At 58.5% G+C, this 18883-nt stretch carries 19 protein-coding genes; 4 read left to right on the forward strand and 15 right to left on the reverse strand.

Features of this window, described 5'->3' with window-relative positions:
• From obgE to hpf, 5 genes are all read right to left on the reverse strand, one after another.
• Positions 1-1302, reverse strand: a complete 1302-nt coding sequence (gene obgE, locus FYJ74_RS01290; protein ID WP_326830839.1) for a GTPase ObgE — start codon at positions 1300-1302, stop codon at positions 1-3.
• Between the two features lie 102 nt (positions 1303-1404).
• Positions 1405-1680 (reverse strand): 50S ribosomal protein L27, encoded by a 276-nt coding sequence (gene rpmA, locus FYJ74_RS01295; protein WP_154527811.1) that lies wholly within the window; start codon positions 1678-1680, stop codon positions 1405-1407.
• The gene (locus tag FYJ74_RS01300; protein WP_326830840.1) at positions 1680-2003 is read right to left on the reverse strand and encodes a ribosomal-processing cysteine protease Prp; all 324 of its coding nucleotides are present in this window, start codon (positions 2001-2003) and stop codon (positions 1680-1682) included. Before FYJ74_RS01300 ends, rpmA begins: the two co-directional genes overlap by 1 nt.
• Positions 2000-2314 carry a 50S ribosomal protein L21 gene (gene rplU / locus FYJ74_RS01305; RefSeq protein WP_154527812.1) on the reverse strand — a complete coding sequence of 105 codons (315 nt, stop codon included), beginning with the start codon at positions 2312-2314 and terminating at the stop codon, positions 2000-2002. The genes FYJ74_RS01300 and rplU overlap by 4 nt, the downstream gene beginning before the upstream one ends.
• Before the next feature lie 197 nt (positions 2315-2511).
• A complete protein-coding gene (gene hpf / locus FYJ74_RS01310; RefSeq protein ID WP_154527813.1) occupies positions 2512-3042 on the reverse strand; it encodes a ribosome hibernation-promoting factor, HPF/YfiA family in 531 nt (176 codons plus the stop codon).
• A 194-nt stretch (positions 3043-3236) separates the two neighbouring features.
• Here hpf and FYJ74_RS01315 point away from each other — a divergent pair, with 194 nt between their 5' ends.
• From FYJ74_RS01315 to ade, 3 genes are all read left to right on the forward strand, one after another.
• Positions 3237-4436 carry a pyridoxal phosphate-dependent aminotransferase gene (locus FYJ74_RS01315; RefSeq protein ID WP_154527814.1) on the forward strand — a complete coding sequence of 400 codons (1200 nt, stop codon included), beginning with the start codon at positions 3237-3239 and terminating at the stop codon, positions 4434-4436.
• Between the two features lie 207 nt (positions 4437-4643).
• Positions 4644-5966, forward strand: coding sequence for an NCS2 family permease (locus tag FYJ74_RS01320; RefSeq protein WP_154527815.1), 1323 nt, complete (start codon positions 4644-4646; stop codon positions 5964-5966).
• Between the two features lie 87 nt (positions 5967-6053).
• The gene (gene ade, locus FYJ74_RS01325; RefSeq protein ID WP_326830841.1) at positions 6054-7754 is read left to right on the forward strand and encodes an adenine deaminase; all 1701 of its coding nucleotides are present in this window, start codon (positions 6054-6056) and stop codon (positions 7752-7754) included.
• A gap of 71 nt (positions 7755-7825) precedes the next feature.
• On the opposite strand, the gene frr is transcribed toward ade, so the two are convergent.
• The 4 genes from frr to rpsB form a co-directional block, all read right to left on the reverse strand.
• The gene (gene frr / locus FYJ74_RS01330; RefSeq protein WP_154527816.1) at positions 7826-8374 is read right to left on the reverse strand and encodes a ribosome recycling factor; all 549 of its coding nucleotides are present in this window, start codon (positions 8372-8374) and stop codon (positions 7826-7828) included.
• Positions 8375-8394: 20 nt separating this feature from the next.
• A complete protein-coding gene (gene pyrH, locus FYJ74_RS01335; protein WP_154527817.1) occupies positions 8395-9108 on the reverse strand; it encodes a UMP kinase in 714 nt (237 codons plus the stop codon).
• 159 nt (positions 9109-9267) lie between these two features.
• Positions 9268-9861, reverse strand: a complete 594-nt coding sequence (tsf, locus tag FYJ74_RS01340) for a translation elongation factor Ts (RefSeq protein ID WP_154527818.1) — start codon at positions 9859-9861, stop codon at positions 9268-9270.
• A gap of 20 nt (positions 9862-9881) precedes the next feature.
• Positions 9882-10697: a 30S ribosomal protein S2 gene (gene rpsB / locus FYJ74_RS01345; RefSeq protein ID WP_154527819.1), complete on the reverse strand. Its 816-nt coding sequence runs from the start codon at positions 10695-10697 to the stop codon at positions 9882-9884.
• Positions 10698-10963: 266 nt separating this feature from the next.
• Here rpsB and FYJ74_RS01350 point away from each other — a divergent pair, with 266 nt between their 5' ends.
• A complete protein-coding gene (locus tag FYJ74_RS01350; protein ID WP_154527820.1) occupies positions 10964-12112 on the forward strand; it encodes an aldo/keto reductase in 1149 nt (382 codons plus the stop codon).
• A gap of 95 nt (positions 12113-12207) precedes the next feature.
• On the opposite strand, the gene FYJ74_RS01355 is transcribed toward FYJ74_RS01350, so the two are convergent.
• The 6 genes from FYJ74_RS01355 to FYJ74_RS01380 are packed head-to-tail and all read right to left on the reverse strand — an operon-like array spanning position 12208 to position 18881.
• Positions 12208-13014 carry a pyruvate, water dikinase regulatory protein gene (locus tag FYJ74_RS01355; protein ID WP_154527821.1) on the reverse strand — a complete coding sequence of 269 codons (807 nt, stop codon included), beginning with the start codon at positions 13012-13014 and terminating at the stop codon, positions 12208-12210.
• A 16-nt stretch (positions 13015-13030) separates the two neighbouring features.
• Positions 13031-15088, reverse strand: a complete 2058-nt coding sequence (gene glyS, locus FYJ74_RS01360; protein WP_154527822.1) for a glycine--tRNA ligase subunit beta — start codon at positions 15086-15088, stop codon at positions 13031-13033.
• A gap of 14 nt (positions 15089-15102) precedes the next feature.
• A complete protein-coding gene (locus FYJ74_RS01365) occupies positions 15103-15975 on the reverse strand; it encodes a glycine--tRNA ligase subunit alpha (protein WP_154527823.1) in 873 nt (290 codons plus the stop codon).
• A 24-nt stretch (positions 15976-15999) separates the two neighbouring features.
• Entirely contained in the window at positions 16000-16743 is a 744-nt protein-coding gene (gene recO / locus FYJ74_RS01370; protein WP_154527824.1) for a DNA repair protein RecO, read from the reverse strand.
• Positions 16698-17609 (reverse strand): GTPase Era, encoded by a 912-nt coding sequence (gene era, locus FYJ74_RS01375; protein ID WP_326830842.1) that lies wholly within the window; start codon positions 17607-17609, stop codon positions 16698-16700. Before era ends, recO begins: the two co-directional genes overlap by 46 nt.
• Positions 17610-17615: 6 nt before the next feature.
• Positions 17616-18881: a hemolysin family protein gene (locus FYJ74_RS01380; RefSeq protein WP_154527825.1), complete on the reverse strand. Its 1266-nt coding sequence runs from the start codon at positions 18879-18881 to the stop codon at positions 17616-17618.
• Positions 18882-18883: the final 2 nt, after the last annotated feature.

Below are 18883 nucleotides of genomic sequence, written 5' to 3' on the forward strand. Positions count from 1 at the left end.
TCACAAGGCCCTTTCCGGCTCGAAGGTGAAGGACGTCTCGCCGATGTTGACCGTGTCGCCGGCCGCCGCGCCGGCTTCTTCGAGCAGATCTTCCACCTTGAACTGCCGCAGCAGGCGCAGCAGGCGCAGCGGCGCCTCTTCCTGGCTGAAGTCGTAGCGGGCCACGGCTTTTTCGATGCGGGGATGGACGACGCGGTAGACGCCCTCGTCCTCCTTGACGATCCGGGGCTTGCCGGAGGAAATCGAATCGACGTCGAGCGGCGCGTCGTAGAGACGATACGAGCCCTTGGGGCGCGGATTGGCGCGGACGACTTTCACGATTTCATCGATGAGATCCTCGATGCCGTCGCCGCGAAGTGCGCTGGTGACGATCGCCCGAAGCCCCTTGCCCGCGAAAAATTCCCGCAGCTGCCGCACGACGCCGGCGTCGGAGAGCAGATCGACCTTGTTGAGGGCGATAATGCCGGGGCGCTCGGCCAGTCCGGCCCCGTAGTGCCGGAACTCGTCGAGCACGACGTGCCACTGATTCACGATGGTATCGAAGTTTCCTTCCGAAAGGTCGAGCACGTGGACATTGACCCGCGTCCGCTCGATATGGCGCAGGAAGTACAGTCCCAGTCCCTTGTTTTCGTGCGCGCCTTCGATCAGGCCGGGCACGTCGGCGAGGATGATCTTCTGGTCGTCGACGGCGAGGACGCCGAGATTGGGCGTCAGGGTCGTGAAAGGATAGCCGGCGATCTTCGGATTGGCGTTGGAGATGGCCTTGAGCAAACTGCTCTTGCCGGCGTTGGGAAGGCCGACCAAGGCGACGTCGGCGATCATCTTCAGCTCGAATGTGATGTCCCGTTCCTCGCCCGCTTCGCCTTTTTCCGAAAAGCGCGGGGCGCGCCGCTGCGAACTGGCGAAATGGGCGTTCCCTTTGCCGCCGCGGCCTCCCCTGGCGACGACGCAGCGATCGCCCGGTTCGACGAGATCGGCCAGCGGCGCGTCGGTGCCGGCGTCGTAAACGACTGTGCCGCAGGGAACGTAGATGGTCAAGTCCTTGCCGTTGGCGCCGTAACACAGGGCGCCGCTGCCGGACACGCCGCGTTCGGCGGCGAAACGGCGCGTGTACTGATAATCGGCGAGCGTCAGCAGATTCTGCGCGGCTTCGACGATGACGCTGCCGCCGTCGCCGCCGTTGCCGCCGTCGGGGCCGCCTTTGGGGACGAACTTTTCGCGCCGGAAGCTGACGCAGCCGTCGCCGCCATGGCCGGCTTTAACATGGATCCGCACGAGATCGACAAATTTCAGGGAAAACACCTCTTTTACTCAATAAACGCCACGGGGTCGGTTATAAAAAAAGGACCCCTGTCGATACAAGGGTCCACGAGAAATCGGAGTGCCGCAGAGCGGCAAAGGGATTTACTCGACTCCAACGACTTTTCGAGCACCCTTTGTAGTAAACTTGACGACGCCGTCCTTGAGGGCAAAAAGCGTGTAATCTTTGCCGAGTCCGACGTTCGCGCCGGGATGGAACTTCGTCCCGCACTGTCTGACCAGGATGTTGCCGGCCTTGACGACGCATCCCCCCGACTTTTTCACGCCCCGGTACTGGGGATTGGAATCGCGGCCGTTGGTGCTGTTTCCCTGGCCTTTTTTATGAGCGAAAAACTGCAGATTCATTCTTTCAAAAAGCATTACAAAGACACCTCCACATATTTGACGTAGCTTCCGTACGACCGCGCCGTTTCATAGAGGGCGCGGGCGATCGTCTCGGACAGAACGCGCACGTTCTCAGCGTCCGCGTCGTCCCAACGCAGCTCGATCGACGCTTTTTTTTCGTCGATTTCACTTTTCGGGTTCTGCCCGAGGACGTCCGCCAGCCCGATATGCAGCGTTTGCACAAGGACGCTGACGGCGGCGCACACCACGTCGGTCCCCGACTCCGCGCGGCCGCTGTGGCCGTAAACGCGCAGGCCGGTCGGGACGCCGCCGCGGCGATAAACCTCGATAACCGTCACTCAGCGTTGACGCTGTCGATCGTCACAACCGTGAACGGCTGGCGATGGCCGCGGAAGCGGCGCTGGTTGGTCTTGTTCTTGTACTTGAAGACGATGACTTTCTTAGCCTTGCCCTCCGCTTCCACGGTGCCCGTCACGGTCGCGCCGGACACGAAGGGAGCGCCGACGGACACGCCGTCGTCCTTGCCGACCAGAAGCACCTTGTCGAAGGTCACGGGGGAACCGGCTTCAAGGCCCAGTTTCTCGACCGTGATTTTCTCGCCGGGAGCCACTCTGTACTGTTTGCCGCCTGTTTCGATGATCGCGTACATATTTTTCCTCCTCTCGCTGGCGCAGGTACTCGAACGAGTTTACAACCTCTGCCATGCGGAATAACTATGTCATTTTATCCGCTGGCGGCAATTTCGTCAACAAAGAACTCGTCATGAAATATCTTTTCCGAAAAAAAAGGAGGGCCTGAGGCCCTCCCTTTGGTGCTTATCTGAATATTTATCGGCGATCCGGCGTTTCAATTCGGGATCAGGACTCCGTATCCGCCGGCCTCGCGTTTGTAAACGACGTTGACCTTGCCGCTTTCGGCGTTGAGGAACATGTAGAAGGAATGTTCGAGAAGATCCATCTGCATCACGGCTTCATCGGGCGTCATCGGATAGAGATCGAAGTGTTTTTCCTTGACGATCGTCCCGACGGGGAGCTCGTCAAGCTCCGGCTGATCGTCGAAGGAGAATTCCCGGTCGTGCGTCTTCAAATGGGCGCGATCCACCAGATATTCCTTGTGTCGGCGAATGCGGCGCTCGAGGTTCTTGAGCCCCAGATCGAAAGACTTGCGCAGGTCCACGTCCTTCTCTTCACCGCGCATGATCACGCCGTTGACGTTGGCCGTCACTTCCGTGATATACGTGTTCTTGATCATCTTCACGAGGATCTGGCTGTCGGTGATGCGCGGGAAAAACTTTTCCATCTTGGAAAGTTTCTTCTCCATATACTCCTTGAGGTCAGCAGGAACTTCAACATTTTTCATCAAAAAACGAATCTCCATGCATACTTCCTCCTTCCAGTGTGCGATCCGTCACTCTCTGTTGCAAACTTATCATACCACTCAAATTATATTCCGGCAAGTCCCGATATAGAAATATTAAAAAGTTATTGTCAACTGGATTTTCATGGCGTTTTCTGCTACATTGGATCCGTTTCAGTTTATTTTTACCAAAACAAAACAAGGAGTGGTACACCATGTCACTGTCTCTGTCGAAGAAAGCCATGAACCTGAAGCCTTCCGCCACGCTCGCCGTGGGGGCCCTCGCCAAGGAAATGAAGCGCGAAGGAAAGCCGGTTATTTCCTTCAGCCAGGGAGAGCCCGATTTCACGTCGCCCCGTGCCGTGCTCGAAGCGGGGCATGACGCCATCAACAAAGGCTATACGCATTATACCCCCAGCAACGGCATTGCCGAGCTGCGCGAAGCCGTGTGCGCCTACTATAAAAAGCATTTTGGGCTCGAATACGCGGCCAATGATGTGCTCGTCGGCGCCGGCGCCAAGCCGGTGCTTTACTGCGCGCTGGCGGCGATCCTCGACGACGGCGACGAAGTCGTCGTTCCCGCTCCCGCCTGGGTCAGCTATGTCGAGCAAATCCGCCTCTGCGGCGGCAAAGAGGTTCTCGTCGAGTGCGGCGACACCGGCAACGTGCCGACGCTGGAACGTCTGAAGGCCGCGATCACGCCGAAGACGAAGTGCATCCTCCTCAACAGCCCCAACAATCCCACCGGCGCCGTTTACAACGCGGAGACGATGAAGGGCATCGCCCAGCTGGCGCTCGATCACGACCTGATCATCATCAACGACGAAATTTACGAGCGTCTCGTCTACGGCGACGCCAAGTTCAGCGAGATCGTCGCGCTGTGCCCGGCCGTCAAGGACAGGACGATCATCGTCAACGGCGTCAGCAAGGCGTTCGCCATGACAGGATGGAGAATCGGCTACGCGCTCGGCCCTTCGAAATACATCAAGGCCATGGGGAGCATCCAGGGACATCTGACCTCCAACGCCTGCTCCATCGCCCAGTACGCCGCGCTCGGCGGCCTGAAGGACGCCGACGACGTGGACGTCGAGGTGATGAGAAAGGCTTTCAGCGCCCGGCGCGAGCTGGTCTTTTCGCTGCTCGACAAGATCCCCGGCATCTCGTACACGCGTCCCGACGGAGCGTTTTACGTGCTGATCGATCTCAAAGGGCTTCTCGGCAAAACTCATAACGGCGTGGCGCTGGCCGACGACGCCGCGTTCTGCTCCGACCTGCTCAAGAGCAAATACGTGGCGGTGACGCCGGGCAGCGCCTTCTTCGCCGACGGCACGATGCGCATCGCTTACGCCAACTCGGAGGACGATATCCGCGAAGGTCTGCGCCGCTTCGCCGAGTACGTGGCCGAGATCAAATAGGTTCGTCCCGTTTCCGGAGGGGAGTATTTCATGCAGCGGAAATACTCCCCTGCTCCATTTCGGACGCCGCTGTCCGACGGGCGCGGCGGCGCCGGCAATGGCGGCAGGTCGTGCGGGAACTTGCGGAGTTGCGGCAAATAGTGTATTCTCATCCCGTGATTTTCGTTCCGAAAGCTCCATAATATCAGCGATCAGGAGGAATTTTGCATGTTCGAGAAGTTGTTCAAGATCAAAGCGGCGGGCAGCTCCGTCCATACGGAGATCATGGCCGGGATCACGACGTTCATGACGATGGGGTACATCATTTTCGTCAATCCCAACATCATGGCGAACGCCGGCATGCCGTTCGACGCCGTGATGGTGGCCACGTGTCTGGCCAGCGCTTTCGCCACGGCGCTGATGGCGTTTCTGGCCAATTATCCGATCGGCCTGTCCACGGGGATGGGGCTGAACGCCTTTTTCGCTTTCTCCGTCGTCCTCTCGATGAAGGTTTCCTGGCAGGTCGCGCTGGCGGCGATCTTCGTCGAGGGCGTCATCTTCATCCTGCTGACGCTGACGAAGATCCGCGAGGCCGTCATCAACAGCATCCCCAAAACTCTCAAGGTGGGCATCGCGGCCGGCATTGGTTTTTTCATCGCTCTGATCGGACTGATCGGCTGCGGCATCGTCGTCGATAACCCGGCGACGCTCGTTTCCGTCGGCGACCTTACTTCAAAGCCCGCCCTGGTCGCCATTTTCGGCTTCCTCGTGATCGTCTGTCTCGAGTGCCACCGCGTCAGGGGCGCCGTGCTGTGGGGGATCCTCGCCTCCACGCTGGCCGCGATCCCCGCCGGGCTCACGAAAGTGCCGGCTTCTTTCGTGTCCATGCCGCCTTCCATCGCGCCGCTGTTCTGCAAGATGGACTTTTCCATGATCGGCACGGCGACGTTCTGGGGCATTGTCTTCACGTTTTTCTTCGTCGATTTCTTCGACACCGTCGGCACTCTGGTCGGCGTCACCACGCGCGCCGGCATGCTGGACGGAAAGGGCAACCTGCCCCGCGCCAGCCAGGCGTTGATGGCCGACGCCATCGGCACGGTGGCCGGCTCGGTCCTCGGCGTTTCCACCGTTACCTCCTTCGTCGAGAGCGCTTCCGGCGTCGAGCAGGGCGGCCGCACCGGGCTCACCGCGCTGACGACGGCGGTCCTCTTCCTGCTGGCCGTTTTCTTCAGCCCGCTCGTGGCCATGGTCCCCAGCGCCGCAACTTCCCCCGCCCTGGTCATGGTCGGCATTTACATGATGATGAGCCTTCGCGACCTGGATTTCAGCGATTTCTCCAACACGATCCCCGCGGCCGTCGCCATCTTCACGATGCCTTTCACGTACAGCATCGGCAACGGCATCGAGTTCAGCACGCTCACTTTCGTCGTCACCAAGGTTTTGGGCGGCAAGATCAAGGAGATCAGCCCGATCCTCTGGCTGCTGGCGCTGCTGTTTCTGGCCAAGGAAAGCAGCTCGTGGTGGCTGCCGGCCGTCGCGGCGATATTTTAAGCGCTCGTTTTATGATAGTATTGAGGAGGTCTTTGACAGACCTCCTTTTTTGTATTGCCAGACTTATTTTCGTAAGGGGGAACGCAGGTGGATTATCGGAAGTTGACGTCACAGGCCCGCGGCGCAAGCCCCGCCGACTGTGTCATCAAAAACGCGAAGGTGCCCAATCTCTTCTCCGGCGAGATCGAAGAAGCGGACGTCGCCGTGAGCGACGGACTCGTCGTCGGCGTCGGAACGGGATACCGCGGACGGGAGGAATTCGACGCCGCGGGGAAATTCCTCGTGCCCGGCTTTATCGAAGCGCACTGCCATATCGAAAGCACGATGCTGACGCCGCGCGGGTTCGCCGAGCTGGTGCTGCCTCACGGCACGACGACAGTGTTCGCCGATCCGCACGAGATCGCCAACACCTCTTCTTTCGAAGGGCTCCGCTTCATGCGCGAAGCGAGCGACGGGCTTCCAGTGGACATCTATTTGAACGCGCCCTCGTGCGTTCCCGCCTCGCCGTTTGAAACGCCGCACGAGATCCTCGAAGCCGGCGCGATCGCGCGGATGTTCGCCGAGGGGCTGTGCCGCGGGCTGGGCGAGATGATGAACTATCCCGGCGTCGTCGGCGGCGACCGGGGCACGTGGGAAAAGATTCTCGCCTCGCGGGGACAGGCCCGCAACGGACACGCGCCCTGCCTGACGGGAAAAGATCTCAACGCTTACCTGCTGTCGCGCTGCAACTCCGACCACGAATGCAGCTCTTACGAGGAAGCGCTCGACAAGCTTCGCCGCGGCTGCTGGGTGATGCTGCGCCAGGGAGCGACGGAGCACAATCTGGCGGCTTTGGCGCCGCTGGTCGCCGAGGACGAACGGCGGGCCAGCCGCTGCATGCTGGTCAGCGACGACTTGAGCGCCGCCGTGCTTCACGACGAAGGGGACTTGGATCGGATCCTGCGCCTGGCCGTGAAAAACGGAATCTCCCCCGTCAGCGCCCTGCGCATGGTGACGCTGAACCCGGCGGAGTTCAACCGCATTTACGACCTCGGGGCCATTGCGCCCGGTTACCGCGCCGATATGGCGCTGTTGGACAATCTCGAGGATTTCAACGTCCTTCATGTCTGGAAAAACGGCAGGACCGCGGCGTTCCCCCGCCGAAAACCGCTCCGCAGCGCGAGTTTCCCCGGCGTCAGCGGCAACGGCTGCACGTTGACGGCCGACGATCTGAAGATCCCGGCGCGGGGCAGGCTTCGCGTCATCGCAGTCGTTCCCGGGGAAGTCATCACCCGCGAACGGATCGTCGACGGCGCGGTAGTGAACGGGGAATTCACGGCGTGCCCGTCCCGCGACCTCGCGAAGATGGCCGTCGTGAACCGAAACACCGCGCAGAGAAGGATCGGCCGCGGATTCGTCGCCGGGCTGGGACTGCGGCGCGGCGCTCTGGGCTCGTCCGTGGCGCACGACGCGCACAACTTCAGCGTCGCCGGCATGGACGACCGCTCGATGCTGACGGCGTTCGAAGCCATCCGGGAAAAGGGCGGACTGGTCGCAGCCGACGGAAGCGAGGTCCTGTTCCATCTGCCGCTGCCGATCGCCGGGCTGATGAGCGACCTTCCGCCCGAAGCGCTGCTGAGGGATTTCAGTCGGCTGCTGGACGCCGCGAAAAAACTCGGCACGCCGCTCCCCAATCCGTTCATGGTGCTCAGTTTCCTCTCGCTGTCCGTGATCCCTTCGCTGAAGCTGACCGATCATGGCTACGTCGACCTCGCCCAGGGCGGCCTGGTGCCGCTCAGCGTTCAATAAAAGCTTCTTCGATACAGACAAAGCGAAAGCAGGCGTTCCGCGCGGAACGCCTGCTTTCGCTTTGTCCGTATTTATTTGTCGAGAATCTCTTTTTCCTTTTTCTTGAACTCGTCGTCGACCTGGGCGATGAATTTATCGGTGGTCTTCTGCGCGTCGTCGAGCATCTTTTTGAGATCGTCCTCGGTGATCTCCGAAGCTTTCTCCTGCTTCTTGTAGGCGTCGTTGGCGTCGCGGCGGATGTTCCTCAGGGCGATTTTCGCTTCTTCGGCCGCTTTCGAAGCCATTTTGACGAATTCCTTGCGCCGCTCGCCGGTCAGTTCCGGAACGACAAGGCGGATGTTGTTCCCGTCCACGTTGGGCGTCAGGCCGATGTTGGCGGCCAGGATCGCTTTTTCGATGAGCTTGATCGCCCCCTTGTCGAACGGCGCGATGATCAGCATCCGCGCTTCGGGCACGGTGATGTTCGCCAGCTGCTTTAACGGCGTGGGCGACCCGTAATAATCGACTTTGACGCCCTCGACAAGCCCGGGATGGGCGCGCCCGGTGCGAATGCCCTGAAACTCGGAATCAAGGTGATCGAGCACTTTTGCCATTTTTTCGTCGAGATTGAAATCCGCCATACTGAATCCGCTCCTTTGTCTTATTTGGATACGATGGTGCCGATATTTTTGCCCTCGATCAGGAACGCGCGCAGGCTCCCCTCCTCGAGAACGTTGAGAACGGCGATGGGAATGCCGTTTTCCATGCAGAGGGAAAACGACGCGGCGTCCATGACCTCGATGCGGCGCTGCAGCGCGCTCATATATGAGAGTTTCTCGAACTTGACCGCGTCGGAATATTTGAAAGGATCTTTATCGTAGATGCCGTCGACCTTCGTCGCCTTGACAAGGCATTCGGCGCCGATCTCCGCCGCGCGGAGGGCGGCCGTCGTGTCGGTCGAAAAATAGGGAGAGCCCGTCCCGGCCGCGAAAATCACCACGCGGCCTTTCTCGATGTGGCGCAAAGCCCGGCGGCGGATGTAGGGCTCCGCCACCTGACGCATCTCGATCGCCGTCAGCACACGCGTCGGGATGTCGTTTTTCCGTTCCAGGACGTCCTGCAGGGCCAGGGCGTTGATGACGGTCCCCAGCATCCCCATGTAGTCGGCCTGAGAACGTTCGACCCCCTCGTCCACGGCCTGTCGGCCGCGGAAAAAATTGCCGCCGCCGACGACGAGCCCGATCTGAATGCCGTCTGCCGCCACCTGGGCGATCTGGCGGCACATCCGATCGATAGCGCGAAAATCGAGACCAAATCCCTGGGGCCCGGCGAGGACTTCTCCTGACAGTTTCAGCAGCACACGTTTGAACTTCATGACGGTTCCTCCTCATCGCTTCGCAATCCACGCTCACATCCACCGCATCCCACGCAGCTTGATTTTAACATAAATCATCAAAAGAGCGAAACTTTCACAATAAAACCGCACATAAAAAGGCACAGAGCTCATCAGGAACTCTGTGCCCCCCAATACATACTATTCCCCGATGGAGAAGCGGGAAAAACGGCGCACCTTCATGTTTTCGCCCATTTTGGCGATCAGGGCGACGATGAGGTCGTTGATCTTCTTGTCTCCGTCGCGGATCCACGCCTGCTCGAGCAGACAGGTCTGCTCGTAGTACTTGCGGACCTTGCCTTCGAGAATCTTGTCGAGGCGATCGGCGGGTTTGCCTTCGGCGATCAGCTGCTCGCGGTAGATGTTCTTCTCGCGTTCGAGAACGTCGGCAGGCACGTCCTCCGGAGTCACATAGACGGGATTGGCCGCGGCGATCTGCATGGCGATGTCGTGCCCCAGCTGCTGAAACTCCTCGGTCTTGGCGACGAAGTCGGTCTCGCAGTCGAGCTCCACCATCACGCCGACCTTGCCGGTGTTGTGAATGTAGGAGAAAATGCGGCCGTCCTTGGCGTTGCGGTCGGCCTTCTTGGCTGCCTTGGCAAGCCCCTTCTCGCGAAGAAAGTCGATCGCTTTCTCGGCGTCGCCGTTGCACTCGACCAAAGCTTTTTTGCAGTCCATCATCCCGCAGCCGGTACGATCACGAAGTTCTTTAACAGCAGCAGCAGTAATTTCCATTATGGCGACCTCCTTCGGAACTATTCGTCGTTGCCTTCGGCGGTAACTTCGCCGTAGGCCTCCGTCAGCTTCTCCTTCATATCGAGGATGGAAGCGTCGCTGGCGGCGGTCTCGTCGGCATCCGGAAGCTGAACGTCAGACACCGCGCCGTCTTCTCCGCCGCGGCCTTCGATCACGGCATTCGCCATCAGGCCGCAGATCAGTTTGATGGCGCGAATAGCGTCGTCGTTGCCGGGAATGGGATAATCGATCATTTCCGGATCGCAGTTCGTATCGACGATGGAAATGACCGGGACGTGAAGTTTGCGCGCTTCCATGACGGCGATGTCCTCGCGGCGGGGATCAATGACGAAGAGCGCGTCGGGAAGAGCGCGCATCTCCCTGATGCCGAGCAGATATTTCTCGAGCTTGGCCAGTTCCTTGCGGAACAGGGAAATCTCCTTCTTGGTATAGTCGCCCCAATCGTTGTCGGCTTCGTGTTTCTCAAGCTCGATCATGCGCTGCACGCGCTTGCGGATCGTGGCGAAGTTGGTCATCAGGCCGCCCAGCCAGCGCTGATTGATATAGAACTGGCCGCAGCGCTGCGCCTCTTCGCGGATCGTGTCCTGCGCCTGGCGCTTCGTGCCGACGAAGAGCACCGAACCGCCGTCCTTGGCCACGGAACGGACGAAATCATACGCCTTCTCGAGGCCTTTGACGGTCTTCTGCAGGTCGATGATGTACACGCCGTTGCGCTCCGTGAAGATGTAAGGCTTCATCTTCGGATTCCAGCGGCGCGTCTGATGTCCGAAGTGGACACCGCACTCAAGAAGCTGCTTCATGCTGACAACTGACATTCCAAAATTCCTCCTCGGTTATCCTCCACCGTATTCCAGCAGGCTTGGGACCCTCTCGCGAAGGCACCGCCCTCAGCCCTCGTACGGTGTGCGTTTTTAAAAACCGATTCATTATACCATACCGTTCCGCCATTGCAAGAGCTCATGCTTCCGCGTCAGCGATCGCGCCGGGATGAATTTTTCCACTTGACGTGCGGCTCCCTTCATGTGATACATTGAAGTCGCGAGATCATATCACACGTCAGAGTCTACATGGGGAGTTCGCCATGGAATACAGACCTCTCGGACGCACCGGGCTTTCCGTCAGCGCGATCGCGTTGGGATGCGAAGGCTTCACGGACAAAAGTCCGGAAGCCGTAAGGAAAGATTTTGACTACGCGCAGGATTTGGGAATCAACTTTTTCGACTGCTATTCTTCCGATCCGCAGCTCCGCTCCGCTTTTGGGGAGGCGCTGCGAGGGCGCCGGGAAAAATTCATCGTCCAGGGGCACGTTTGCTCTGTCTGGGAAAACGGTCAATACCTGCGCACGCGTGATCCCGTCAGAACGGAGAGCGCTTTTCGGGATTTGCTGAGGCGCCTGGGGACGGATTATATCGACGTCGGCATGATCCATTATGTCGACGCGGAAGACGACTTTCGCGCGGTGTTCGACGGCGAGATCATTCAATACGCTCGGCGATTGAAGGAGAGGGGGCAGATCCGCTTCCTCGGACTGAGCAGCCACAATCCGCACGTCGCGTCGCTGGCCGTTGGAACGGGGCTGATCGACGTCCTGCTGTTTGCCGTCAATCCCTGCTACGACATGCAGCCTGCCGGCGAAAGCGTAGAGGATCTCTGGGCCGATGAAAGCTATGGGAAAGATCTGCACAACGTGGATCCGGAACGTGAAAGTCTTTATGAACTGTGCGCGCGCCGCGGCGTGGGGATCGACGTCATGAAAACCTACGGCGGCGGCGACCTGCTCAGCGAGCGGAATTCGCCTTTCGGGCGCGCCTTCACGCCAGTGCAGTGCATCGAATACGTTTTGACTCGTCCTGCCGTGGCCGCCGTCATGATCGGCTGCAGGACGCAGGCGGAGATCCGCGCCGCCGTCGACTGGTGCGCGGCGACGCCGCAGCAGCGGGATTACGTGTCTGTCATGCAGGGGCTGACGCGTTTTTCCTGGCAGGGGCACTGTATGTATTGCGGCCACTGTGCTCCGTGCCCCAAAGGCATCAGCGTCGCTGCCGTCAATAAATTCCTCAACCTTGCCAAAGCGCAGAAGCAGATTCCGGAAACGGTGCGCGAGCACTATGCTCTGCTGCCTCACCACGCCTGCGAATGCATTGCCTGCGGCCGCTGCGAGAAACGCTGTCCCTTCGGAGTTCCGATCATCGATGCCATGAAGGAAGCTTTTTCGCTGTTCGGCTGCTAGACCGCGCGGCATGGGGATCCCCGGCGTTCAAAGAGCGCAAAAAAACAGGCGGCTGAGAGATTCAGCCGCCTGTTTTTTTTGCGCTCTTTGAAAATTTACAGCATCTTCAAATCTTCGAGGATATTGCGCGCCAGCTCTTCATAGGAATGATCCGTACTGTCGTAAATGCGGCACTGGAGCTTTTCCATCAAAGAACGGGCGTCGTCCAGTTCCGCCCTGATCTTGTCGATATCGGCATATGCCGCTTTCTGCGGATCGAGGCCCATGGCGACGATCCGTTCGCAGCGGAGCTCTCTTAAGCGCTCAGCCGAGATCAGGAGCCCGACCCTCTTTTCCACGCTCACATTCCAGATGCGGGAATCGGGAGCGATGCCGGGCAGCAAGGGAACGTTCGAGACGGCGTACCCTTTCAGGGCAAGCCAGATCGAGAGGGGCGTTTTTCCGGCACGGGACACGCCGAACAAAACGATGTCAGCGGCGGTCATCAGCTCGGGGGATTGTCCATCGTCGCACCGGAGCGTAAATTCGATGGCCTTGACACGACGCAGGTAATCGCCGTCGACGCGGCGGTTCACTCCCGGGCGCTGCATGGGCTGCCGCCCCGTGAGGCGGCAGATCTCTTCGACCAGGGGGCCCATCATGGACACATAGCCCAAGTTGTACTTTTTCGCGTCGGCAATCAACGCCGCCAACACGTCGGTTTTGACCAGAGTGCTGACGATCAGGTGGCCGCCGCGCCGATAAAAATCGCCGGCGATCCCGTGAACCTGAGCGACTTCGCGAACCGAACGATGGCGCTCGATCGTCACGTCAAGGTCATCGAATTGAGCCAGCGCCGCGTGGAGCATGCTTTCGGCAGTCTCTCCTGTTGAATCGGAAACGATGGAAACACGTAATGTCATAAAAATGCCTTTCAGTCTATTTGACTTTGCTGAGATCCCCGACGCGCATAAAGAGATTCTGACAATGGGACAACAGCGCGAGACGGTTGGCGCGAACGGCCACGTCCTCGTCCATGACCATCACGTCGTCGAAGAAGGCCGAAACGGCCGGGGAAAGCTGGGCCAGGACGTTCATCAGCCCGTTCCAGTCGCTTTTCCGCAGAGCGGCTTCCACTGGTTTTTCCGCCTCGTTCACGGCCGCATAAAGATCCTTTTCGGCATCCTTGACAAAAAGCGAAGGATTCACGGAACTCGAGACGCCCTCTGCCTTCGTCAGGATGTTCTTCACCCGCACCGCGGAATTGACCAGCTTCGTGAACCAGTCTTCCTGTTTCACCTCCGTGAACGCGCCCAGCAAATAAAGCGTCTGCAGGGGACGGGAGCCTGTCACGGAGAGCGCCAGTTCGATCAGTTCGTGGCCGTATTCTTTTTCCTTGAGCTGAATGAGCGTACGCTGCCTTACGAACTCCAGCAGCGAGCCCAAAGCCTCGCCGCCAACTTCGAGGTCCTGGGCGATGAAAGCGAGCAGCGCCTCCAGATCGAGGTCGAGGCGAAGCCCCCAGAGGATCTCGTTGATGCAGCGGATGGCGCGGCGAAGGCCGTAAGGATCCTGCGACCCCGTCGGCTGGAACCCCAGCTTGTAGGCTCCGAGCATGTTGAAGGCCCGTTCGGCAATCCCCACGACGGCGCCGATCACGTCGGAAGGAAGTTCGTTTCCCGCCGCGGTCGGCATGTACTGCTCGGCGATGGCCTTGGCAACCCGCGGATCCTCTCCGTTTTTCAGGGCGTATTCGCGGCCCATGATCCCCTGGAGTTCGGAAAATTCGCCGACCATGCCGGTGACAAGATCCGTTTTCGAGAGGTAGGCCGCGCGTTCGACCAGCTTTGCGTCGTCCTTGTTGCCGAGGAGGTCGCAAATCTTCCGGGAGATCTTGACCATTTTCATGGTCTTGTCGTAAACGGAACCCAGCTTCTCCTGATAGATGACGTTTTTAAGGTCTTCGACCCGCGCCGAGAGGGGGCGTTTCAGATCTTCCTTCCAGAAGAAAACGGCGTCTTCCAAACGGGCGCGCAGAACCCGTTCATTTCCTTCCCGAACCAGCTCCATATTGGGAATCAGATTGTTGCTGACGCCGACAAAGCAGGGCATCAATTTGCCGCTGTGGTCGTGAACGGCAAAATATTTCTGGTTGTCTTTCATCGAGGTCGTCAGGACTTCTTCGGGGATCTCCAGATACTTGCGGTCAAACGAGCCGTAAAAGGGCACGGGATACTCGACGAGATAAAGATTTTCCTGAACCAGTGAGGGATCGAGCTCGACGACGCCGTCAAGCTCTTTTTCGATGCCGGCGATGGCGGCGCGCATTTTCTCCTCGCGCTTCTTCTGATCGACGATGACCCAGTTGTCGTACATGACGGTCAGATAGTCGTCGCTCGACTCGATCTCCACGGAAGGCGCTCCCATGAAACGATGTCCGCAACTGGTCCGGCCGCTTTTCATGCCGTTCAGCTCGAACTCGACGACTTTCGCTCCGATCAGGCAGAGCAGCCAGCGGATCGGGCGGGCAAAGCGGACGGTCGAGTCGTACCAGTACATGTTTTTGGGAAAAACGATACGGGAGATGATGTGCTTCATCATGTCCGGAAGCAGGGCGTCCGCGGCGCCGCCCCTGTGATTGATGACGGCGAACGCATAATCCACGCCGTTGACGTTGCGGCTTTCAAGCTGTTCGACGGCAATGCCTTTGCTTTTGGCAAAACCTTCTGCCGCACGAGTCGGCGTTCCCGTGCCGTCGAAGGCGGATTTCCACGCCGGCCCTTTGTGCTCTTCGGAAAGGTCCTCCTGACGTTCCGCAACGGAACGAACCAGCAGCACGAGGCGGCGGGGAGTGCCCATCACCTCTATGCGCCCATGCCCGAGACGCTGCGCGGCAAACTCTTCCTCGGCGTATTGAGCAATGTCGCGCAAGGCGCTTGGCATAAAACGGGACGGTATCTCTTCCGTTCCAATCTCCAGAATCAGATCTCTTTCCATCGGTCCGTCCCCCTTTAAAATTTTTTCATGAGCGGATAGCCCATGTCTTTCCGTTGCTGGGCATAGGCTGAGCAGCACTTCGACGCAATGGCGCGGATGCGCGACACATACCCCGTGCGCTGCGTGACGCTGATCGCGCCGCGGGCGTCGAGAAGATTGAAAATCTGCGAGCACTTCAGCACGCAGTCCCAGGCGGGCAGAACCAACGCCTGATCGGCAAGGCGCAGGCTTTCCTTCTCATACAGGGAAAATATTTCCGCAAGCATGGCGACGTCGGCCACCTCGAAGTTATATATGGAGTTCTCGACTTCTCCCTGATGATGGACATCGCCATAGGTCACTTTGTCGTTCCACTTCAAATCGTAAACGTTGTCGGCCTTTTGGACGAACATGGCGATGCGTTCAAGGCCGTACGTTATTTCTGCGGGCACCGCTTCCATATCGACGCCGCCGACCTGCTGGAAATAGGTGAACTGAGTCACTTCCATGCCGTCGAGCCAGACTTCCCAGCCGAGTCCCCAGGCGCCGATCGCCGCAGACTCCCAATCGTCCTCGACAAAACGGATATCATGCTCGCGGGGGTCGATCCCCAGCGCGGCAAGGCTGTTGATGTAAAGCGCCTGGATGTTCTCCGGCGCCGGCTTCATGATCACCTGGAACTGGTAATAATGCTGCAGGCGGTTGGGGTTGTCGCCGTAACGCCCATCCGCCGGACGGCGGGACGGCTGCACATAAGCGACGTTCCAGGGTTCGGGACCGATGACCCGAAGCGACGTAGCCGGATGCATCGTACCGGCCCCGACCTCGATGTCGTAGGGCTGCTGAACGATGCATCCCTGATCCGCCCAATAGCGTTGCAATCTCAGCATGATATCCTGAAAATTCATTCCACACGCGACCTCCAATTCAAACTATCGATTATCATCAAGGTTTTTCACAAAGAGTTGCTGGACGTTTCGAGCCTGTTCCAACAATTTCGATGTGCTGTTCTCCGGTACAAAGCTTTTCGAAAGGGCGTAAGCCGCGAATTCATCGATGTCCAGCGGGTTCTGTCCGTGGGCGCAGTCCGCACAGACAAAGGTCCCCTCCCGCCAGACGGCGCGTCCGCCCAAAGGCTTTCCACAAATGCTGCAGGAGTGCAGATCAGGCGCGATCCCCCAGCTGAGGAGCCAGCGCCATAAAAAACGCGCATCGAGCAGTTCCGACGCGGCTCCTTCGCTCAGCGCCTTCAACGCCCAATAGAAGAGAGCCAGCAAATCGTCGTAGGGATACCCGGGAATCAAGTGCCGTTCGAACATCTTCGCCCAGCGGACAGCCTGGATCACGGCCCGCGGATAGCGTCGCAGCGCCCAGAAGTCCTCGGTGACCTCGATTTCCTTCAGATATGTTTTTCTTTTTGACTGATAAAGCTGGTAATGTCCCCAGACAAAAGGCTCCAAGGCGCCGCCGAAACGCATCGAGCCTTTCGAGGCTCCGGGAACGTACACCCAGTTCGTGCCGGCGCTTTTTAAAAACAACAATACGGCGACGTCTCCCTCCATGTAGTTTCCGCGCCGCAGCACGACGCCCGTCCGCTTGATGAGACGCTGAGACGTCTCCTCCGGGAGGTCTATTCGTATCCCAGTCTTTTCAATTCCTTTTCCGAGTCTCTCCATCCTTTGTCAACCTTAACCCAAAGTTCAAGATACGTTTTATGTCCCGTCATCTCTTCCAGCGCTTTCCGGGCGGCCGTGCCGATGGTCTTGATTTTTTCCCCTTTTCTGCCGAGAATGATGGCCCGTTGGCCTTCCCGCTCCACGTAGACCGTGGCGCGGACGAACAAGTCCCTGCGCTCCGGATATTCATCGGGCGACTTGAACTCTTCGATCTCCACGGCGACACTGTGCGGCACTTCCTCGTCGGTGAACGCGATGACCTTTTCGCGGATCAGTTCCTGCGCGATGAAACGCTCCGTTCTGTCCGTGATCATATCGTCCGGATAGAGCGGCGCCGCGACAGGAAGCAGACTCTCGAGGGTTTTGACAAGAACTTCAGTGTTGGTGCCGTCCTTCGCCGAAACGGGAACGACGTCTCTGAGTTTTATTTTTTTCGTGAAACGGTCGATCACAGGAAGGATCTTGTTTTTGGAGCCAGGCAAGTCCACCTTGTTGACGGCCATCACAACCGGAACGTCCGAATGCTCCCGGAGAACTTCCGCAATGCGGGCGTTCTCACGCTGTTCCGGGCGATCGTCAATAGTCACCACGTAAAGGATGACATTCGCGTCTTCAAGTCCCGATACGGCCCGCTCGACCAGACGTTCGCCGAGCTTGTTCAAAGGCGCGTGAATGCCGGGCGTATCGACAAAAAGGATCTGACTTGACGCTCCATTGTAAAGCCCCAGAATGTTGTCGCGGGTCGTCTGAGGTTTCGCGGAAACGATCGACAGCTTGTACTTGAGGATTCTATTGAGAAGCGACGATTTGCCCACGTTGGGGCGGCCGATGACGGCGACGACTCCTGCACGAAAATCTGTCTGCACTTTGATCTATTCTCCTGCCTCCGAGGTGTCCCTGCGGATCATAACGTCGTTGATCCGATGGCCATCCATGCTGAGGATCTCGAAAAGCCAGCCGTCCAACGCGACCGTATCCCCTTCGTGAGGAAAATTGCCGAACTGATCCAGTAAAAATCCTCCCACCGTGTCGACGTCGTCGCAGACGAAATGGCTGTTCAGAACGTCATTGAGCTCTTCAAGGGAAATACTGGCCTTCGCTCTGTAAGAATCATCGGAGAGACGTGTCACCGTTTGTTCCTCTTTATCGTATTCATCCTGAATTTCGCCGACGATCTCCTCCAGAAGATCTTCGAGAGTGATCAGTCCCGCCGTGCCGCCGTACTCGTCGACGACGACCGCCATGTGCATACGGACGTTTTGCATGATTCTGAAGAGCCTGGGCACGTACATCGTCTCGGGCACGAACAGCGGCGTCCTCATGAACTTGGTGACCGGCTCGTTCTTTTGCCCTTTCATCAAAGCTGTGAGCAGATCTTTGACGAGAACGATCCCGTCGATGTGATCCGGAGTGTCCGTAAAAACAGGGACTCGGGAATCCCCCATCTTTTCAATAAACTGAAGCGCGTCGTCCACCGTCCGCGCCGATTCGATCATGTGCATCCGAGTGCGGGGAATCATGATCTCGGAGACACGGATCTCGTCAAATGAAATGACGCCGTCGATCATCTGGCGTTCGGATTCTTCGATCGCGCCGGAGGCTTCGCCGATCTTCACGACTTGCCCTATTTCCTCTTTGGTAACGAAAGAATCTTTCAGAGAAAGATCCAAACCTGTGATGCAACTGGCTATTCTCGCAAACTGCTCCATTCCCCAGATCAACGGCGTCACAAGCCAGCTGAAAAAACGCACAAGCGGGAGAACCACGATAAGCAGACGTTCGCCCTTCGCCATCGCCACGCACTTGGGAATCACTTCGCCGAAAATGATGATCAAAATGCTCATCACGACGACGGCGGAAGCGACGCCGTGTTCGTCAATCAATGACGTTGCCAGCGCCGTGGCGGCAACGCTCGCCGCCACGTTGACGAGATTGTTGCCGATGAGAATCGCTGAAATCGCCTGATACCGGTCTTCATTGACCCAGTCTACGAAGCGTTCCAGAAAGGGATATTCCTCGGCCAGCAATTTCATTCTCGTGCTGCTGGCGGCCGTCAGCGCCATCTCGGACGCACTGAAAAAAGCCGAAAGGAACAACAGAATAACTATCGCCGTACATAATTGAGGCAAAGCGTCCAAAG

Origin of the sequence: Pyramidobacter porci (genome assembly GCF_009695745.1) — a bacterium.
GTDB classification, from domain to species: domain Bacteria; phylum Synergistota; class Synergistia; order Synergistales; family Dethiosulfovibrionaceae; genus Pyramidobacter; species Pyramidobacter porci.

Excerpts from the sequence above, each read along its gene's own strand:
- FYJ74_RS01355 (WP_154527821.1), bottom strand. The coding sequence starts at position 13,014 with ATGACATTACGTGTTTCCATCGTTTCCGATTCAACAGGAGAGACTGCC.
- rplU (WP_154527812.1), bottom strand. The coding sequence starts at position 2,314 with ATGTACGCGATCATCGAAACAGGCGGCAAACAGTACAGAGTGGCTCCC.
- FYJ74_RS01315 (WP_154527814.1), top strand. The coding sequence starts at position 3,237 with ATGTCACTGTCTCTGTCGAAGAAAGCCATGAACCTGAAGCCTTCCGCC.
- rpmA (WP_154527811.1), bottom strand. The coding sequence starts at position 1,680 with ATGCTTTTTGAAAGAATGAATCTGCAGTTTTTCGCTCATAAAAAAGGC.
- FYJ74_RS01350 (WP_154527820.1), top strand. The coding sequence starts at position 10,964 with ATGGAATACAGACCTCTCGGACGCACCGGGCTTTCCGTCAGCGCGATC.
- glyS (WP_154527822.1), bottom strand. The coding sequence starts at position 15,088 with ATGGAAAGAGATCTGATTCTGGAGATTGGAACGGAAGAGATACCGTCC.
- recO (WP_154527824.1), bottom strand. The coding sequence starts at position 16,743 with ATGGAGAGACTCGGAAAAGGAATTGAAAAGACTGGGATACGAATAGAC.
- tsf (WP_154527818.1), bottom strand. The coding sequence starts at position 9,861 with ATGGAAATTACTGCTGCTGCTGTTAAAGAACTTCGTGATCGTACCGGC.
- hpf (WP_154527813.1), bottom strand. The coding sequence starts at position 3,042 with ATGGAGATTCGTTTTTTGATGAAAAATGTTGAAGTTCCTGCTGACCTC.
- FYJ74_RS01320 (WP_154527815.1), top strand. The coding sequence starts at position 4,644 with ATGTTCGAGAAGTTGTTCAAGATCAAAGCGGCGGGCAGCTCCGTCCAT.
- rpsB (WP_154527819.1), bottom strand. The coding sequence starts at position 10,697 with ATGTCAGTTGTCAGCATGAAGCAGCTTCTTGAGTGCGGTGTCCACTTC.
- frr (WP_154527816.1), bottom strand. The coding sequence starts at position 8,374 with ATGGCGGATTTCAATCTCGACGAAAAAATGGCAAAAGTGCTCGATCAC.
- FYJ74_RS01365 (WP_154527823.1), bottom strand. The coding sequence starts at position 15,975 with ATGAATTTTCAGGATATCATGCTGAGATTGCAACGCTATTGGGCGGAT.
- pyrH (WP_154527817.1), bottom strand. The coding sequence starts at position 9,108 with ATGAAGTTCAAACGTGTGCTGCTGAAACTGTCAGGAGAAGTCCTCGCC.